Raw genomic sequence first — 17,809 nt, 5'->3', positions numbered from 1 at the left:
TTTTCGATACCTTGCTTAATAACCTACTAAGTGAAGTTTCATTCTCTATTATTTCTCCAACCGCCTGCAAACAAGAAAGTTCTTTTACCCTATAACCGAGATTTCGTGATAGCCGTTCTTTTTCCTTCTGATCTCTAATCTTGTCGGTAATATCCAACTGAACTGATATTGAGTGAAGAAGCTTACCATTTTTATCATAAATAGCGCTTGCGGTGAGGTACACATTCCTTCGCTCACCATGTTTGGTGACAATCTCCATTTCCACTTCTTTAAGAATTCCCGTCGATAGCCATTCTTTCAAATTATTTTTAACTCTCTCGCGAGATTCAGGCGGATAGATTTTCAGCACAGATTTACCAACCAATTCCCCACGCTTATATCCAAGAATTTTAAAAGCGGATGGGTTGGCATCTAATATTATTCCTTCAGGCGAGACTACATAGCAATATTCAGGTTGATTATAAAAGAATTGCCTGAACCGTTCTTCGCTAATCCTCAGAAGTTCTTCAGATTGACGATGCAATGTGATGTCAGCGCCATATACATAAATATTTTTTGCTTTAGTGTCTTTTATTATTGTAAGAAGGAAAGTTTTATCTCCGATATCCTCTTCAAAAAGAACAGCCCTTTCACCCTTCAATTTTTTTAATTGAGATTTCGTTATTCCTTTCATTATATCAATTATTGATTTATTTATCAGGTTTTTCCCGTATAGTTTTTCTGATACAGGATTTGCGAATGTAATCATACCCCTATAATCCGTTTGGAACACCGGCCCCGGATTTTGCCTTACGAAAGAAGCCTGCCTCTCAAGAATTTTCTCAGTAGCTTTTCTGAATGATATTTCATTGGAGAGTTTCTCGTTTGTATCCAATAGTTCAGAGGTTCGTTCGGTAACTTTATTTTCGAGTTCCACATGAGCTAATAAAAGATCATTTTCAGCTTTTTTCTGAACAGAAATATCCCTGATTAATCCGATATATAACTTACGATCCTTGAGGGTAAGTTCACTCACACCTAAGTATATTGGAAATATTTTTCCATTTTTCTTCCTGCCTTTGACTTCTCTCCCAATTCCGATAATTTTTGCTTTTCCGGATTTTTGATAGGAATCAACGTATTTATTATGGAGACTTTTATCCGGTTCCGGCATTAATATTTTTATATTCTTTCCAATTAGTTCTTTATCTTTGTAGCCGAATATTTTTTCCACAGCCGGATTCACTGATTCAATAAGAAAATTGGTGCCCATTGTTATCACACCGTCAACCAAAGTATCTAACATTAACTTAGATTTTTCTTCACTCTCTCTTAAAGCTCGCTCAAGTCCTTCCTGAACGCCTATATCATTTATATGTACCTTTAAAGAATCATCGCTCAATGAGATGAAGTATTCCGAATATAATTTTGATCCATCCTTTTTCGAAAAAATAGATTCAAAGGAAGACCAATCTGCGGTTATATCCATATAAGTGACTTTTTCGGATATCAGATCGAAAATTTCTTTTGGAGTTTTGGAGGAGAGAAATTCTTTTTTTGACTTATATCCGAACAACTTCGGAACAGCAGAATTTATTTCATCCAGTCTGCCGTTTTTGCGGTATCGGAGAAAGCCTAACGGCTGTGTATCTGTAGGTTTAGGATTAGGCACTTATATTCACAAACTTTAAATCAACACTCCCTTGATTGTAATTCCACACAAGAATGAGGACTGATGTAAATAACAACATACATACTCATTCTCCGGCAGGAGGAAGATATAAATTTATCTATAAAAGTGCAAGTAGCTTAAAGTAAACTATTTATTATTATTTTATTAAATCATATATCAGAGTATTCTTTCAATTCTTGACATACAACTGTTCCAACCGTCAGCGTGCATATTTTTCTGTTCCTCGTCCTGGAATAACTCATGAATAACAGTCAGCTGTGTACCGTCTTCAACTTCATTGAACTTGACGGTTAATAAAGTCTCTTGATCGCCATTACTCCATTGCCAAGTGGATTTAATCAGTTCATTTGGAATTATCTCTTTAAATACACCGTGAGCATAAAATGCGTCACCCTCTGCGGGTTTCATATGATATTTGAAATTTCCACCAATCCTTAAGTCAACTTCAGGTACGGAGGGTTCCGTGAAGCCCTAAGGAAGCCACCATCTGGATATTTCCTCCGGGTTAGTCCACGCGTTCCATACGGTTTCAACTGTGGCATTGTAAGTTTTTGAAACCTCCAATGTATTTGTTTCCATCTCTTGTACATCATTCATTCTATTACTCCTCCTTATTTTTAGTATTTATATATTTTGAAAATGCTTCAAGCTGTCCTTCCCAGAAAATTGAATAGTGATTGAGCCACTCGGCAGCATTCTTCATAGGATCAGCCATTAAATTTATGATATGAGTTTTTCCCTGTTTGTGCCGTTCAATCAATCCGGCTCTTTCGAGAACCTTGAGATGTTTGGATATAGCCGGAAGGGAAATTTGAAAAGGTTTAGCAATTTCGAGTACTGAACAATTACTGAATTCTAACCGTTGAATAATCGCCCGTCGAGTGGGATCCGCTAAGGCAGAAAATGTAGAATCAATAGTACCCGAAGTATATTTAACCATATGGTTAAATATAATCTCGTAATTCACTCCTGTCAAACGTTATTGTTGAAATAATTACATTTACTTCCTTTTTCAATAATTTCTCGCTCACAGAGATAAAATAAGTTGATAAACAACACTATATGGTATTTCTTTATTCAATATTTACTAAATATTGTATCACTGATAAATGTTATCAACATTCAATATTGGTTAGAGGTACAAATGTTGATAACTTGTTTATTAAATATATTATTTGTAGAAAATACGAATATTTTACTCTTTTAACCGTCATTGTATATCTTTATACGATAGCATATTACGTAATATATATGATCTATTACATTATGATAGCGCGTGTTAATAACTCAGAGAGGAATTCGTATTGACTTCTCTCCTTTTGACCGCATACCGCCACTAAAATTGCATTTTCTTTTAAAGTTGCATAATTCATGTATTTAGTATTACAGTAATGTGTCAGCATATATATTAAAATATCAAACGAACTTTTAACCGAAATACGAGGATAATCTGAATGCTTATTAGAAAATTTAGTCTCATTATGATGTCAGCATTCGTGCTAATTTTGACATTCACCCCTATAGCGCTTCCACAAAGAGGATCATACGAGATAATTGACGGTGATCGTATGTATTATATACTCCCGAGAGATGGTATCCCGGCAATAGATAATCCGGAATTTGTTAGCGTTAAAGAAGCCGAAAAATTCATGAAAAATGATGAATTGGTTATGGGACTTGTCATAAACGGTGATGCAAGAGCATATTCCACCTGGCATTTAGACAGGCACGAAATAGTCAATGATTTTGTGGGAGACACTTACATTTCGGTTACATGGTGACCTCTTTGCTTTACAGGCATCGTGTATGCCCGCAAATTTGACGGCAAAGTTAATTCATTCGGAGTATCCGGGAATCTCTGGCGAGACGCGCTTGTCATGTACGACAGAGAAACGCGATCGTATTGGAGCCACATATCCGGAAAAGCAATAAAAGGAGAATATAAGGGTACACAGCTCAAATCATTACCTGTGCAGCATCTTAAGTGGAGTGAATGGAAAAAGCTCTATCCGGATTCAAAAGTATTGATAAAAAGTAGATTTACTTCTGAATCCACCTATACAAGTTATAATAAATCGAGAGATCGCCTCGGAATCGTCGGAACAGTTAACTTTGATAGACGTTTAGATGGAAAGGACATAGTATTGGGAGTCCTCATTGATGATATTCCGGTTGTTTTTCCTCATAAGTATTTCACCAAAACGAATCATGTGAACTATGAGATTGATAACTTTAAATTACTTGTTGTTTACTCATCAGACGGACAAACAGCTACTGCATTTAACAGAATATTAAATGGGAAGGCTCTAAACTTTGAAGTAGCGGAGTCCAGCGAGGGACATTTTATTCGAGATGTAGAAACAGGAACATTATGGGACGGATTAAGCGGCAAAGCTGTTAAGGGTGAACTAAAAGGCGACCAATTAAGTCCTATCGTCGGTACACAAGCATTTTGGTTCGGCTGGAGAGGCTTCTATCCGAGAACGGTTATCTGGAACCCTTCCGGTTAAGTAAATTTACCGCAATACCAATCATACGGGGAAATTTTCAAAAGCCGAATTTAATCGGCGTAGCACTACTTTTTTACCAAGCATATTCATAACTACAAATATGCCGGGGCTTACGCCAAATCCTGTTAACGCAAGTCGAGTGGGATGAATAAGAGATGCAGCTTTAATTCCGATTGAATCGGCGGTTGATCTTAGTACCTCTTCCAATTTTTCTTCAGAAAAGTCATCAAGATTGGAAAGATTTTCAAGAAGAATTCCGATATTTTCGTTCACCGCATTTTCAGACCAATACTTTTTTACCGCATTTTCGTCAAACTCAGTTGGATCATTGAAAAAGTAATTTCCGAAGTTAACGAGCTCTTCACGTGTTTTAGCGCGTGTCTTTACAATATTTATGACTTTCATCAGATAATCAGAACCCTCATAATCAGCAGCTGAAAGATTCCACTCATTCTCCACTAACGGGAGAAGCTCTTCCGAACTCTTAGACGACAAGTGCTGCCCGTTAATCCAAAGAAGTTTTTTATGGTCGAACACAGCGCTTTTTCGCGATACATTATCCAGCCTGAACCGTTTAAGAATTTCGTCTAAATCCATAAATTCTGTGTCGTCTTTTGGCGACCATCCCAATAAACTCAAATGATTCAATAGCGCTTCCGGAAGTATTCCCTGATTTCGGAATTCTGTAACGGCCGTTGCTCCATGCCGTTTTGATAACCTTTGGTTATCATTACCCAATATTAGCGGTAAGTGAGCGTAAATCGGCTCTTTTACGCCTAATCCGTCAAATAAGAGCAGCTGTTTCGGGGTATTTGAGAGATGATCCTCTCCTCTTATTACGTGGGAAATATTCATTTTCCAGTCATCAGTCACAACCGCAAGCTGATATGTGGGAGACCCGTCTCTTCTTGCGATTATAAAATCATCAATTTCACTATTTTTGAATACTACATCCCCATAGATAAGGTCGTTAACTATAGTTTCTCCTTCTTGGGGTGTTGCAAACCTTATCGCGAAAAGTTTTCTCTCTTCAATATTACTTTCAATTTCATCATTGAGAAGATTTCTGCAAGTTCCATCATATTTATATTGCCTTTTATTCTGTTGAGCTTCCTTTCTCTTCTTGTCGAGATCGTCCGGTTCGCAGAAACATCTGTATGCCGTTTGAGTCGAGAGTAACTTTGATATTGATTCATTATACATTGCGGTTCGAGCGGATTGGTAGACAATCTCTTCATCCCACTTTAATCCAAGCCACTCTAAACTTTCTTTGATTTCGATGACCATACTATCATCCGAACGCTCTTTATCAGTATCTTCGATTCTCAGAAGGAATTTGCCATTATGAGATTTTGTGTAGAGATAATTAAATAAAGCAGTCCGAGCGCCGCCTACATGTAAATGCCCCGTGGGGCTTGGCGCGAATCTTACCCTTACATCATTAGAATTAGATGTCACTCTTCCGGGCTATCCTCTTCGCTTTCATCATCTTCGCTAACTTGATTTTCTTTGGGAATTAGAACGGTTTTTACAGACTGAACTCGTTCCTCAAGAGTTATTTCGATACCACCTAACCATCCGGAAAATAAATTATAGAGCGCACCGATTGCAAAATAAAACAATGAATAGATGGTTGAAGCCCCAATGGATATAACTATTACTAAAATAGGACCGATGGGCAATCCAAAACTATCTATGTCATCATAATACTGCACATTGTCGTCCAGCAAACTTGTTGAAACGTTCATACCTATAAGCAGTATTAGTAATAGTCCCATTCCAAGAATCAGATGAATAGCCAATGATACTAAAAAAATAGTACGAACAATGCTCCATAGTTCAATAGATTTTAATTCATATTTCATATATTCTCTTCATTAAGCCGGCTATCTTCAGTTTCCTCGTCCATCAACCTAATATTTGTGGGCATAACCGATTCCTCCTCTGAGCGAATCCTTAACCGCAAATCCGTTGGCGAATCCGAATTTGTCAATGCCGTTTCGAAATTGATTTTACCGGATTTATACAATTGAAAGAGAGACTCATCAAAAGTAATCATACCCTGACCTTCAGATCTCTCTATTGCGCTCTTTAACGATTGGAATTCTCCCTTTAGGATGAGATCAGATATCCTGCCAGTAAGAGTCATAAATTCTACTGCTACAAATCGCTCGTTCCTTCTTTTAGATTTTACCAACCTTTGCGCCATAACGGCTTTTAAGGTCTGAGACAATTGGAGCTTCAACATATCATGCATATCATTCGGGAAAAATCCGAATATCCTGTCCATTGTTTGAGGAGCATTATTAGCGTGAAGCGTTCCCAATACCAGGTGTCCCGTTTCGGCAAAGGAAATCGCGGCTTCCATTGATTCTCTGTCTCTCACTTCACCTATAAGAAGCACATCGGGAGCCTGCCTGAGCGCGCTCCTCAAAGCAGCGCTGTATGACTTACTGTCTGTACCCACTTCTCGCTGAGTAACTAAACTTTTTTTATTTTCATGTACAAATTCTATAGGGTCTTCAATAGTAATTATATGCCCGTCAGAATTGGAGTTCCTATAGTCAACCATCGCTGCCAAAGTTGTGGATTTTCCTGAACCTGCGCCTCCTACTATAAGCACTAATCCATTCTTTTCTAAAGTAACATCCGCCAGCTGCTTAGGCAGTCCCAGCTCTTCAAGAGCCGGCATATCAGTAGAAATTCGCCTTGCGACAACTCCGGGAGAACCTTTCTGGACGAATATGTTTAATCTGAATCTTCCAACACCTTCAACAACTAAACTCGTATCAAAATCTTTATCGTTTTTAAACCGCTGATAATCTTCGGCTGATATTAGATGGGAGATCATATTGTCGATTTCTTCCGCTGTTACTTTCCGGGCTGCAACGGTTACAAGGGCTCCTTTAATTTTGAAATATACAGGAGCGTCAGCTGCGATGAACATATCCGATGCTTCTTTTTCCGCCATCAACTTAAATAAAGGTGAAAAGTCCATTAAATTATATCAAAAACCTTATGATTTACTTTCTTCAACCGGGGCTAACCCGGCGAGTTTTGCTACGCTTTTAGCATCGCGGGCATGGCGATAAGCCACTTCAGGTTCGATTTGACCTTGTTTAATCAATGCTGCTAATGATTGGTCCATTGTTATCATTCCCATTTTCAGATTTGTTTGAATTATTGAATCAAGTTGAAATATTTTGTCCTCCCGAATCATATTTGATGCCGCGGGCGTGCAGATAAGTATTTCGAACGCCCCCACTCTGCCTCCACCCTTTTTCGGAAGTAACAGCTGCGCGATAACTCCCCTGAGAGATTCCGCAAGCATACTCCGTATCTGTCCCTGCTCCTCGGCAGGATATTGATCTATTATCCTGTTCACTGTTTTAGCCGCCGAATTCGTATGCAAAGTTCCGAAGACAAGGTGTCCGGTTTCTGCTGCTGTAATAGCCAGAGATGTCGTTTCCAGGTCTCTCAACTCCCCAAGCAAAATAACATCAGGATCCTCTCTGAGAGAAGACCGAAGAGCGTTCGTAAAGGACTTGGTATTCGTATGCAATTCTCTCTGATTAATCAGCGACTTCTTCGGTTCATGTATAAATTCAATCGGGTCTTCAATGGTAATTATATGATATTCATAGTTGGAGTTTATATAGTCTATCATTGTTGCAAGCGTGGTGGATTTTCCCGAACCTGTCGGTCCTGTGACGAGAACCAAGCCTTTATCAAGGGAGGATAATTCTCTTATTACTTCAGGCAATCCGAGCTGTTCAAAGGTTAAAATATCTGATTTTATTATCCTTAAGACAGCTGCTTTTCCCTGCCTGCCGTAGAATACATTCACTCGAAATCTGCCTATGCCGCTTAATTCGCGTGAAAAATCAACTTCAAAATTTTCTTCGAGTTCTCTTCGCTGATTTTCTGTCATTATATCATAGATCAGTCGGTCAACTTCTTCTTTTTCCAATGGAGATGATTCGATTTTCTTCATTCTCCCGTCTATTCTCAACATCGGTGGAGAACCAACAGTGATGTGAATATCCGATGCATCGGTATCAACAGCAAATTTTAGGATTTCGAATATTTCCATCCTAATGCCTGTTTAGTAAGCCATTTCAGATAATATCAATTGGCTGTCAAATCATGAAAATATTGAATATGAGGTGTAATAAATATGATAAGCTCATCTTTGCTTTTTTCCAATGACTTATGAACAAACAGTTTTCCGATTAGAGGAATAGAACTTAAATACGGCACTTTCTTGTAACTTATAAATTCATCTTCTTTTATCAGCCCGCCAATCGCAGCCGTATCACCAGCCCTTACCATTATTTTTGTATCAGCTTTCCTTTCAGATGTTATCGGCCTGTCATTATTAGGACCTGTAAAACCGGTAATTGCTGCTACAGAGGTAGTAATGGCAAGCATGACATAGTCATTTTCCGTAACATGAGGTATTATTTTAAGCGAGATACTTATATCCTTATCCTCAAACGTCAGCGCCTGAGTAAGCGTTAAGCCTCCGGTTACGCTGGAACCTGTTTGTGTCTGCGGAACAGCTACCGGAATAGTCGTTTTAATCTCTGTAAATGCCTCCTGATTGTCTAATGTCGAGAGCGTCGGATTATTGAGCAATTTTGACCTTCCTTCAGTCATTAGAGCATCCATAACAATTTTAAATTGCTGAAGCGAAAGAGTCGCAATATTGAATCCTTTAAATGTTCCAAGTATGGGAAATCCGGTCTGTTGACTTGCCACGCCGGTAACTGTCGAAGTGCCGGAAGAAGGTCCACCTCCAAAAGTTGCAGTTGCGTTCCAATTTATTCCAAAATCTTCGTTTTCGGAAAGTCTTGTCTCAACAAACTGAACCTCTATCGTAATTTGAGGTACCGGAACATCTAACGCATCAATAACTGCGGTGATATTCGGAATATTCTGAGGAACATCCGTCACGATAATAATATTTGAAGCTCCTGTTTTCTGAGTTTCGCCTCCCTTGACCGCCAATCCGAACGTGGTTATTTCAGATCTCGATGAGACCACTCCTACTAAAGATTCTTTCACTTTATCCGCATCAATATAATTAAGCTTGAAAACTTTGGTAACCTTATCTCCCCGAATTTCAGTATTTGCCGGTTTAACCATGATAATATTATTTTCCTGGAACCAGTCATAACCATTCATTTTAATAATTGAATCTAAGGCGTGTCTGATTTTGACTCCTTTTAAAGAGACAGAGATTGTACCTACGACATCGGGACTCGTAATTATATTTAATCCGTGTTTTTTCGCTAACAGCTTAAGAACATCCTGTATTTCAGCATTTTTTAGCTCAATATTCACCGTTGCGTTCCGTCCTCTCTGGAGAAGCATATCAGCCTCTACATAGCTTGGAATCGCGATATTTAATGATATTATCGTTGTTATAACAAATATTTTATATGTAAAGAATCTATTGTTCATCCTGCTTGTAACCTCCTAATTCGAGTCGGAGATTTGTATTTCCAAGAGTTAATATTGCATACTCATCCCCTATTTCACTTAGTATGTATCCATTTACTTTATCTTTAATCTCATAAACTTCACCCCCGATTATTACCCATTCATCCACTATACCCGAGAGCACGAAACTGCTGTCAAGATTTCCTGCATTTGCAAAATTACCATCCGAAGATCGATTCAGATAATCCAGAAAATCCGGCTTAAAAAACGGATCCGTATCCCATGTGCCTTGAAAGTCAATACTGAGATTTCCCTCACCGGGAATAATTAAAGTGACATTTTTAACCAGCTGTTGCGCATTAGGTTCTTGAATAATCGAAACGGGTAAATTTTTGATCACAGGTGTATTGACTATTCCACCGCCGCCATCGCCACCCAAAAGGTCATAAAAGTAGTATGCCGCTGTCAATCCCAACAATATTAACAATATTTTTTGCCTGTTAGCCAAATCCGCAGCCCCTAAATTGTCTCTGAGTTAAAATCTTTGTCTATTAAAAACAGATGCATCACTACATGAAATGATAAAGTTGGAAGTTCATCAATTTTCCGCCTTATTTTTAAGTCTTCCACCGAATAAAGAATACCGTTACTTTTAATATCATTCATAAATTTTCCGAATTCGAGAAAATCACCTTTTAGCCTTAAATCCACAGGTAATTTCACAAGCCCCATCACAGATTCTCTTCTATAAGTATCCTCGTCATCAAACGAATTCAAAGAAAGCTTTGGAGCTAATGTTTGAATCTGCAGACCATGAGTGTCCGCAAGAGCGCGAATTTGCAAAAGTAACGAATCTACTTCCTGAATCGAACCCATTTTCTCTTTCAAAAGCATAACCGAATCCCTTAGATCTTCGAGATTATCTATCAAATCACTGATGTTTCCTCCCATCTCCTCTACTTTTTTCATTTGCCCTTTCACTAAACCTATTCTCGCTTTGACAGGTTCTAATTTATTCGCAATGGGAAAATGGAGGAAAAAATACCATCCGGCTACAAGCATCACTGTAACGACGGTTAATGCTCCAATTCTTCGGTTCAGTTCGCTCATATCATATTATCCTATCATAGAAAACAGTTAATTACGAAAAACATTGCGCGAGTATTCCCCGAACCGGCAAGGTTTGATTCTGTAACTTCAACATTTGTAAAAAGATTTGTGCTTTTCAATGCGTCTTGGTAATCCCTAACGATCTGCTTTGAGAAAAAATCATCAGCGAATATCGCTCCTGTAAGCTGCACAAACGATACACCCTTGTCCTGATCAGTTTTTGATACGCTTGTTCTTATATCAATGTGAGACATCATCATTTCAGGCGGAGACAGCGCGCTTAGTAAGTTTAGCTGCGATCGGAACCATGTGGTTTTCCGGTCTTCATCGTTCATAATTTTCATCAGCTCCCGCAGAGTTCCTGTCTCTTTGCTTGACGATAAATATTGTTGCTGAATCGGTGAGAGTGAAGCAAGCGCCAGCTCAGCGCTCTTTGCTAAATCTTTTTTTTCTTCAAGCTCGATACTTACTGAAAGGGTAAGAGCAGAAAGGATAAAAGCGATGGCGACGATCCCGATAGCGAAAGCCTTTTTCACTACTCCGAATGTTATATCTATTTTAGCGTCATCCGGAGCAATGTTAGGACCTTTGAATAAGTTTCTCGCTAAGCCTGTGGCAACTGCAAGAGACGATGCGACTTTATTAAAAGCTGAAATTGATGCTGAACTTTTCTCAACATTGAGACCTAATAGAGGATTTATACGTTCCACCTGAAGGCGTGTGGTTCTTCTTAAAAGCAGACCCATATTATATAGATCCGCGCCCTGACCCGAGAGATATATGATGTCCGTGTCGTCTATTTCGGGAAACTTCCTCTTGAAATAATTTAACGAACGATTTACTTCCTCTACGATTCGATCCACAGCGCCACTCATTTGCTGAGAAATGCTGTTGATCTTGCTGTTTTCATCTGTGAAAGAATCTATCAACTCAAGAGGTATTCCGTATTTCTCTAATAATCTTTTCGCCATCAATTCGTTTATTACCGCTGTTTTATCGCGGAATGTAACGCTTCCTTGCAATCCGTCCACTATCTCGGAAACACCCACCGGAACGTCCCTGATAAATTGTATCAGCCCCTTACTTATAAAAGTGATGGTCATTCTGTCCCACCCGATATCAATTATAACAAATGAAGAATTGCCATCATCTTTCCCCGAGAGCTGTAAAATATCCAACAAGGCAAACGGTGTAGGAGATATTTTTTTTATCTTTACATCTGATTTTTTATAATTGGATAAAACATCGTTCAGATATTTATTTTCTGCTGCGACAATTGTTACCGGAGTAACATCGCCTGCCGCATCCGGATTCAGAAAATAATCATACACAGAATCTTCTACCTTGAACGGTAGATTTTTCTGTGCCTGCCATTTTACCGCCTGCTGGATTTCTTTACCAGTCAACTTCGGTAAAACGAATTGTTTTATCGCTGTGTTGGGTCCCGATATTGATATCACCACATTTCCATTCTTGAATGTTTTATCGGACATGACAGTTTTAAGAGCGTCAATTATATCTTTTGATCTCTTGGCGCCCGTATCGCCGATAATTTCACAGCTGACGAATTCAGTGAGTGTTTTCCCTTCAAGTTTATTAGAAATTTTTACTACACTCAGTGTGTTGCCGTTTATGTCAATCCCTATCACTTGTTGTTCGCCTGTTATCCATCTTTTCAGATAGATTGATATTTTATTAACAATCGAAAGGCTTTTACTTCCTGTTTTGCTGAAGAATTGCTTTTGAATTTTTGATTCTTCAACATCCGCCGGGAGGTGAGGCAGACTTCCTTCTTCTAATACCTCCTCCCGAGTATCGGGTTCTATCGAAGAAATTTCATTATCAACGGCACGCTCTAAATCGTCAAATGGATCTTCAAGAGCTTCTTTTTCAAGTAAATTTTCTGATTCCACCAAGAAAGAAGCGGTCTCACGCTCAACCGGAGCCTGTAGCTTATCCCTCTTCCGAAGAGTTTCGAGCAGCTTAATGCTTGGGTCGTCTATCTGCTGCTGTTCAGACATGCCAGGGACTCTCGCGCCTGATTACCGTAACTACCATATCTTCGCTCACCTGTTTCTTTCCATTCCGCAGTAAATCGATAAGAACATTATGACAAAATTGAATTATCTTTCTGGGGTATCCCTGAGTAAACTGATAAATTTTAGAAATCGCCTCTTCCGTGAAAAGAGGCACATCTCCGTTAAATCCTGCTTTTTTAAGCCTATATTGAATCATCCCCTTAGTATCTTCTTCATTTATCGGATTTATTACATAGCCAAGACTTATCCTGTCTAAAAAATTCGGCTGTCTCTTTATTTTGAACATAAACTCACTTTGAGCAAGTATTACCAACTGGAGTAATTTGGCATCGTTAGTTTCAAAATTCAGAAGTGTCCTGAGAGCCTCAATATGAAGAGGAGTAAGCTTTTGACCTTCGTCCACAACTAACACTACTACTTTATTTTCTTCTACCGCTTTCTTATAAAGATAATTCTCAATGAGCATTTTATATTCAAATGTTGAACGGGCAGTATCTTTAATATTAAATACCGAAGCGAGATTTTTTACGAATTCAAACTCTGATTCGAATGCGGGATCAAGGATAAGATGAAAATCATATTGCTTGGAAAAAGTATCGAATAATTGGATAATCATTCTACTTAGAGTAGTTTTTCCCGTGCCCACATCGCCCAAAATTACACTTAAGCCGCGTTTCATCCTGATATTGATTTCCAATCTTTGGATGCACTCTTTATGCTCTTTTGAGTAAAAGAAGAATTCCGGGTCCGGCGATGTTGAGAACGGTTCTTTTCTCAGACCGAGTTCTTCATAGTATTCCATCTTCTATCCTTCTTTTGATATACCTGATTGGCGTATGATTGGCTCGTAATTCTCTGATTTTCATTAAAGATTCAACCGTTTCATCGTCAAAGTATCTGTATCCGTTATGCATACTTCTTCCTTTCGCCTTGATAAGCTCAATCCTGAGGTAATAATTGAGTGTATCGATGGAGAATCCCGTAAGTCGAGCCAGGTCTCCGATCAGGTAGATGTCCTTCATATCATTCATTAAATCTCTGTTACTATCACTCCATGGTTCAGTAGTATACTCAATGGTTCCTGAGTAATAGTAATGTTTCAGATGCCATATGTCAAGTAATATTTTCGTCTTACTACTGCAAATCCCGAATTAACAACAGATTAGCGATATTTTGATTCTTATGCATTACTCCCTCAATAACGCTGTTTTAGGAGTAATTCTTATTTATACTAAAAAGCCCGACTAAAATGAGTCGGACTAAATTCTAATTTTCGGAGCTGCGCTACATCCAGCTGTAAATCATAAAACTCCCGGCAGATATAAATAAAAGACCTGTGACTTTCCTATGTACCAGCGTTATCTCGTCAGTTGCAATCACCTTCCCCCCTACCTCATTTATCTTTTCCATCAGTCGCGGATTGAGAATAAGTATTGCTGAGAAAACCAGAATTATCACTCCTAAAATAAGCGATGTAACACTCAGAACAGTATTTATGGGCAATAAAATTCTGGAAACATAATACAGAAGCAGAGAAGATAAAATCATCAATATCCCTACAAGAAACCGATGCTTAAAAATTTGCTGGTCAACGGGAAATATTGTATTGGCTGCGCCGGTAATTTTCAATAACTGTGAAGGAAGGAATAAAAACAGAAGTCCGAATAAAATAAGAAATCCACCGAGTATCGGGAAAGCAATCACGAATTTATCTCCTTCAATTTATAAATTTAATTGAATTAAATCAATGTAATCAAAACCTAACACAGCTATAAGCTAAAGTCAAAAGAATATTGTTTTCCATCGCTTGAAAAAAGTGTAACTGTGAATGCCGTCCCTGTCATATCGCTCAAAGCAGCCGCATCATTTTGAAAATCTCTCATCAAAAATGTTCTTGTCTGATTATTCGGGATACTGAAGTTTGACATACCGCCGCCTTTGGAATCTATTTGGTCAGCGCTCCCCGCCATATCGGCAAAAAGAGCTTCTTGCCATACGGTGACGGCGTTTACTACTAATCGGTCATATTTTGGACCCGTAGCAGGATTATAATTCCCGGGATAATCCGCTTTGAAATCTATTACTGTTACAGCCTGACCAAGTAAATTACGAATCTGAAACTGCACCTGTTCGTTGGATACTCCTCCCAAAATCTGGCTGCCCGTAACAAACAGTAAATTCGCGATATTACTCACTCGCGGAATACTTACGGCTCCGTCAGATACGAGAATACTTTTTATATTTGTCTCGAGACCTCCTATTGCGCGAAATGATAATGCTCTTGTTCCTTTCGGAACTCCGGAGAAGGAAAATGTTCCCTGAAGACCGGTAACAACGGAATCCGCCGCTAAAATTGCTGTGCCTACCGGTTTCCATATGTAAACTTTTCCCGAAACCATCGGATTGCCGTCAATAGTATAAGCGCTTCCATAAACCGTAGATTCGACTTCTCTTTCAAGAATTTCAAGATCTATATCCGCATCATATCCTGTGCCGCCGGCCGAACCGTCCGCTCCGAGACTGGAAATCTTACCTACTACAACGTCAGCGGATGCGTTGACTGTTTTTGTATCGCTGTAGATATAGCTGTTTCCCCAACTGTCCTCAAAAGCTGTATTTGGATCGTCCTCGAACCCCTTTGAGAGATAGGGACCTCCCCACCCGTAGGTTATACCATACTTTGAATTATTGGTGAGGGATGGCTGCGAGCCCTTAACAAGCAGATTCAGCAATGTCACAGGCATCCGTCCCATATCTCCATAATATCCGAATTCGCTTCTTCTCCCGCTCAACACGATAGAAGCATCACCTGTTATCGCTCTTTTTAAAGCCTCCATTTCCGACAATGTTGCGTCCGCTTTTTGTGCTTCAAGAGTTCGAATCACAATATTTATTCCAATGGAGGTCAGAATTCCGATGAGAGTGATCACAACAACCATCTCCATCATAGTGAATCCTTTAGAGTGGAGTGAAGGCGATTTCATACGCTACTCCTGAGCTTAAAAACATTGTAATTGTAAAAGGGTTACCTGTCATATTTACACTTCCGCCGCCGCTATCTGTAAAAACTCTCATTTGAAAAGTTATTGTAGTTGAATTCACGAAGTTATACGGAGTAAACGTTGCTATTGAACTTAAAAGGTCTCCATCACCGGCTTTCGGGGTTGTACTCGACCAATGGGTCGCATTACCTATTTTAAATGTATCATAAAAGACACTAAGTGAGAAAATCGCTTTCCAATCATTAACGGTGACATCTTTTCCCAGATTATTTGTCAATTGAACATTAACTATATTGTTTGAAGGACCCGCCACTGATGAGCCTGCAAGCAATATTGAACCGATATTATTCACATCAGGCAGTATTTTAGACGGCAAATCTATCCGGAGTTGTCTCGGAGGTGCCTCCGCTCCGCCCAGGGGAGTAAAGGAAAAACTTTTCGGCCCGAAAGGGAGTGAATAAACAGAAAATATTCCTTTTGCGTTCGTGGTGGTGGTTTTCGTTCCAATCCCCCCACTGCCGTTCTGAAAATATACTTTGACCGTTGCCTTTTTCAGTTTTTTGCCGGCCGAATCAAATGCCTTCCCGGTGATATTTCCCCGCCATTCTCTTTTAAAGATCTCTAACGTTATATCCTGATCAATTCCTGTTCCGCCTGTGGCTTTGTCAGCTCCTCGTGATATTATCCGAGCTGATATAGTATCGCCGCTGTTCGGCACTTCCGTTAAGTCCCATTCATAAGTCCGGTCAAATTCATCTGTCAGCGGCCCGCTGGTAAAGTTCGTAAATGTTTCCTGAAGATACGGCCCCTCCCAACCGCTTGTAATATGAAGCGTTGAGTTATATAATCCTGCCGATTGGGCTCCTCTGCTCATTAGCTCGGTAAGCGCTGTAGGAAGCCTCCCCATTTCTCCAACATACCCGAAATCATTTCTAATGCCGTCGGATTTTAGTTCAGAATTCCCTACTATCGCTTTTTTGATTTGCTGCATTTCTAAAAGCGTATTCTCGAACTTTTCACGAAACTGTACGTTTTGATTTGCTTTCATTCCTGTCGCCATAATGACGGAAATAATTGCTATCATAATGATAACTTCCATAAACGTCATTCCGCTTGAACTATGAAATCCCATCATCTTCTTAACGGTGAAATGACTTTTGTTCGATTTGAAGAAATTTATCATGGTGTAAAGGTGAAATCATAAATTTGTCCGGTGGCGAGATATAGTCGCGCCGTAAAAGTGACACCACTCATATCTGTGTTGCCGCCGTCTTGAAAATCACGCACCGTAAAGTTGTATGTCGTGTTATTGTTCAGCGTTGAGTTTACCCAGGTTCCTCCTGCAACTAACGACAGCCGGTCGCCGCTTCCCGCTCTTGTTCCCCCCGCCGTCCATACAGGACTCGCATCAAGCTGCAGCTGGTCATATGTCGGAGTTTGTGTGCTATGAGTGTAGGTCACACTAAAGTCATTCAATGTCACATCAACTCCCAATTCGTTCCTAATATTGAAATCAACGATCTCATTATTCGTTCCGGAAGTCACCGGCGTACCTGTCAGATAAAGCGTACCCACATTAAAGATATTAGGCTGCGGACTGGTTGAGCTGCTCACCAAAGCACGTGTTGCGTGGGTTTCAACTCCGCCTGAAGGAGCGATCCGAAGAGCGTTCAATCCGAACGGTATTCTTGCAAAAAAATAATAGCCGTCATTCGCCGAGATAACCGACGAACTGGTGATACCTCCGCTCCCGTCGGTATAGTAAATAGTCACGGTTGCGTTATCCATTCCAAAGTCATTTACATCATAAATATTCCCATAAACAGAGCCGTATAGGTCGCTTTTAAAAATTTCAGTACTAATGTCTGCATCAATTCCTGCGCCGCCTGAAGAACCGTCGGCGCCGAGACTTGTGATTGTCGCATAAACAGAATCGCCGTCTGCGCTCAGTTTTTTCAGTGTTGAATAAACATACGAGTTTCCGAATCCGTCTGTAAGGTTCCCGCCGGCGTCCTGAGTGAAGGATGTTCG

Annotated in this window: 20 protein-coding genes; 2 read left to right on the top strand and 18 right to left on the bottom strand. The window is 39.5% G+C overall.

Annotation, left to right across the window (positions count from 1 at the left end):
• The 4 genes from IIB39_10255 to IIB39_10240 all read right to left on the bottom strand — a co-directional run.
• Positions 1 to 1,651, bottom strand: a 1,651-nt coding sequence (locus IIB39_10255) for a PAS domain S-box protein (GenBank protein ID MCH8929082.1), incomplete at its 3' end; no start/stop codon positions are given.
• Positions 1,652 to 1,828: 177 nt separating this feature from the next.
• Complete coding sequence (locus tag IIB39_10250; protein MCH8929081.1) at positions 1,829 to 2,104, bottom strand: SRPBCC domain-containing protein; 276 nt, start codon at positions 2,102 to 2,104, stop codon at positions 1,829 to 1,831.
• A 39-nt stretch (positions 2,105 to 2,143) separates the two neighbouring features.
• Complete coding sequence (locus IIB39_10245) at positions 2,144 to 2,269, bottom strand: SRPBCC domain-containing protein (GenBank protein ID MCH8929080.1); 126 nt, start codon at positions 2,267 to 2,269, stop codon at positions 2,144 to 2,146.
• A gap of 4 nt (positions 2,270 to 2,273) precedes the next feature.
• Positions 2,274 to 2,612: a winged helix-turn-helix transcriptional regulator gene (locus IIB39_10240; GenBank protein ID MCH8929079.1), complete on the bottom strand. Its 339-nt coding sequence runs from the start codon at positions 2,610 to 2,612 to the stop codon at positions 2,274 to 2,276.
• Between the two features lie 514 nt (positions 2,613 to 3,126).
• Between IIB39_10240 and IIB39_10235 the strand changes: the two genes are divergently transcribed.
• Entirely contained in the window at positions 3,127 to 3,453 is a 327-nt protein-coding gene (locus IIB39_10235; protein ID MCH8929078.1) for a DUF3179 domain-containing protein, read from the top strand.
• 21 nt (positions 3,454 to 3,474) lie between these two features.
• Positions 3,475 to 4,182: a DUF3179 domain-containing protein gene (locus IIB39_10230; GenBank protein MCH8929077.1), complete on the top strand. Its 708-nt coding sequence runs from the start codon at positions 3,475 to 3,477 to the stop codon at positions 4,180 to 4,182.
• A 21-nt stretch (positions 4,183 to 4,203) separates the two neighbouring features.
• Here IIB39_10230 and IIB39_10225 read toward each other — a convergent pair whose 3' ends face one another.
• The 14 genes from IIB39_10225 to IIB39_10160 all read right to left on the bottom strand — a co-directional run.
• The gene (locus IIB39_10225; protein MCH8929076.1) at positions 4,204 to 5,640 is read right to left on the bottom strand and encodes a glutamate--tRNA ligase; all 1,437 of its coding nucleotides are present in this window, start codon (positions 5,638 to 5,640) and stop codon (positions 4,204 to 4,206) included.
• Positions 5,637 to 6,047, bottom strand: a complete 411-nt coding sequence (locus IIB39_10220; GenBank protein MCH8929075.1) for a DUF3566 domain-containing protein — start codon at positions 6,045 to 6,047, stop codon at positions 5,637 to 5,639. The genes IIB39_10225 and IIB39_10220 overlap by 4 nt, the downstream gene beginning before the upstream one ends.
• Positions 6,044 to 7,180: a PilT/PilU family type 4a pilus ATPase gene (locus IIB39_10215; GenBank protein MCH8929074.1), complete on the bottom strand. Its 1,137-nt coding sequence runs from the start codon at positions 7,178 to 7,180 to the stop codon at positions 6,044 to 6,046. The genes IIB39_10220 and IIB39_10215 overlap by 4 nt, the downstream gene beginning before the upstream one ends.
• 18 nt (positions 7,181 to 7,198) lie before the next feature.
• On the bottom strand, positions 7,199 to 8,275 hold the full coding sequence (locus IIB39_10210) for a type IV pilus twitching motility protein PilT (GenBank protein MCH8929073.1): 1,077 nt from the start codon (positions 8,273 to 8,275) through the stop codon (positions 7,199 to 7,201).
• A 35-nt stretch (positions 8,276 to 8,310) separates the two neighbouring features.
• A complete protein-coding gene (locus tag IIB39_10205; protein MCH8929072.1) occupies positions 8,311 to 9,648 on the bottom strand; it encodes a hypothetical protein in 1,338 nt (445 codons plus the stop codon).
• Positions 9,638 to 10,135 carry a hypothetical protein gene (locus IIB39_10200; protein ID MCH8929071.1) on the bottom strand — a complete coding sequence of 166 codons (498 nt, stop codon included), beginning with the start codon at positions 10,133 to 10,135 and terminating at the stop codon, positions 9,638 to 9,640. The genes IIB39_10205 and IIB39_10200 overlap by 11 nt, the downstream gene beginning before the upstream one ends.
• 11 nt (positions 10,136 to 10,146) lie before the next feature.
• Positions 10,147 to 10,737, bottom strand: a complete 591-nt coding sequence (pilO, locus tag IIB39_10195) for a type 4a pilus biogenesis protein PilO (protein MCH8929070.1) — start codon at positions 10,735 to 10,737, stop codon at positions 10,147 to 10,149.
• A gap of 14 nt (positions 10,738 to 10,751) precedes the next feature.
• On the bottom strand, positions 10,752 to 12,758 hold the full coding sequence (pilM, locus tag IIB39_10190) for a pilus assembly protein PilM (GenBank protein MCH8929069.1): 2,007 nt from the start codon (positions 12,756 to 12,758) through the stop codon (positions 10,752 to 10,754).
• The gene (locus tag IIB39_10185; GenBank protein ID MCH8929068.1) at positions 12,751 to 13,578 is read right to left on the bottom strand and encodes an AAA family ATPase; all 828 of its coding nucleotides are present in this window, start codon (positions 13,576 to 13,578) and stop codon (positions 12,751 to 12,753) included. Before IIB39_10185 ends, pilM begins: the two co-directional genes overlap by 8 nt.
• Positions 13,565 to 13,807 (bottom strand): MerR family transcriptional regulator, encoded by a 243-nt coding sequence (locus IIB39_10180; GenBank protein ID MCH8929067.1) that lies wholly within the window; start codon positions 13,805 to 13,807, stop codon positions 13,565 to 13,567. The genes IIB39_10185 and IIB39_10180 overlap by 14 nt, the downstream gene beginning before the upstream one ends.
• Positions 13,808 to 14,060: 253 nt before the next feature.
• Positions 14,061 to 14,480, bottom strand: a complete 420-nt coding sequence (locus IIB39_10175; GenBank protein MCH8929066.1) for a hypothetical protein — start codon at positions 14,478 to 14,480, stop codon at positions 14,061 to 14,063.
• Between the two features lie 65 nt (positions 14,481 to 14,545).
• Entirely contained in the window at positions 14,546 to 15,760 is a 1,215-nt protein-coding gene (locus tag IIB39_10170; GenBank protein MCH8929065.1) for a type II secretion system protein GspG, read from the bottom strand.
• Positions 15,735 to 16,961 (bottom strand): hypothetical protein, encoded by a 1,227-nt coding sequence (locus tag IIB39_10165; protein MCH8929064.1) that lies wholly within the window; start codon positions 16,959 to 16,961, stop codon positions 15,735 to 15,737. Before IIB39_10165 ends, IIB39_10170 begins: the two co-directional genes overlap by 26 nt.
• Positions 16,958 to 17,809: hypothetical protein (locus IIB39_10160; protein ID MCH8929063.1), on the bottom strand; the 852-nt coding region annotated here is incomplete at its 5' end. The genes IIB39_10160 and IIB39_10165, both read right to left, overlap by 4 nt.

The organism is Candidatus Neomarinimicrobiota bacterium, assembly GCA_022573815.1.
Lineage (GTDB): Bacteria > Fidelibacterota > SORT01 > SORT01 > SORT01 > JACZTG01.
The sequence above is the reverse complement of the archived record's forward strand: the minus strand, read 5'-3'. Positions and strand labels throughout refer to the sequence as shown.

What these genes read in the sequence shown, in the direction of transcription:
- IIB39_10210 (MCH8929073.1), bottom strand. Translation starts at nt 8,275, where the DNA reads ATGGAAATATTCGAAATCCTAAAATTTGCTGTTGATACCGATGCATCG.
- IIB39_10205 (MCH8929072.1), bottom strand. Translation starts at nt 9,648, where the DNA reads ATGAACAATAGATTCTTTACATATAAAATATTTGTTATAACAACGATA.
- IIB39_10235 (MCH8929078.1), top strand. Translation starts at nt 3,127, where the DNA reads ATGCTTATTAGAAAATTTAGTCTCATTATGATGTCAGCATTCGTGCTA.
- IIB39_10170 (MCH8929065.1), bottom strand. Translation starts at nt 15,760, where the DNA reads ATGAAATCGCCTTCACTCCACTCTAAAGGATTCACTATGATGGAGATG.
- IIB39_10165 (MCH8929064.1), bottom strand. Translation starts at nt 16,961, where the DNA reads ATGATAAATTTCTTCAAATCGAACAAAAGTCATTTCACCGTTAAGAAG.
- IIB39_10240 (MCH8929079.1), bottom strand. Translation starts at nt 2,612, where the DNA reads ATGGTTAAATATACTTCGGGTACTATTGATTCTACATTTTCTGCCTTA.
- IIB39_10220 (MCH8929075.1), bottom strand. Translation starts at nt 6,047, where the DNA reads ATGAAATATGAATTAAAATCTATTGAACTATGGAGCATTGTTCGTACT.
- IIB39_10180 (MCH8929067.1), bottom strand. Translation starts at nt 13,807, where the DNA reads ATGAATGATATGAAGGACATCTACCTGATCGGAGACCTGGCTCGACTT.
- IIB39_10215 (MCH8929074.1), bottom strand. Translation starts at nt 7,180, where the DNA reads ATGGACTTTTCACCTTTATTTAAGTTGATGGCGGAAAAAGAAGCATCG.
- pilM (MCH8929069.1), bottom strand. Translation starts at nt 12,758, where the DNA reads ATGTCTGAACAGCAGCAGATAGACGACCCAAGCATTAAGCTGCTCGAA.
- IIB39_10185 (MCH8929068.1), bottom strand. Translation starts at nt 13,578, where the DNA reads ATGGAATACTATGAAGAACTCGGTCTGAGAAAAGAACCGTTCTCAACA.
- IIB39_10245 (MCH8929080.1), bottom strand. Translation starts at nt 2,269, where the DNA reads ATGAATGATGTACAAGAGATGGAAACAAATACATTGGAGGTTTCAAAA.
- pilO (MCH8929070.1), bottom strand. Translation starts at nt 10,737, where the DNA reads ATGAGCGAACTGAACCGAAGAATTGGAGCATTAACCGTCGTTACAGTG.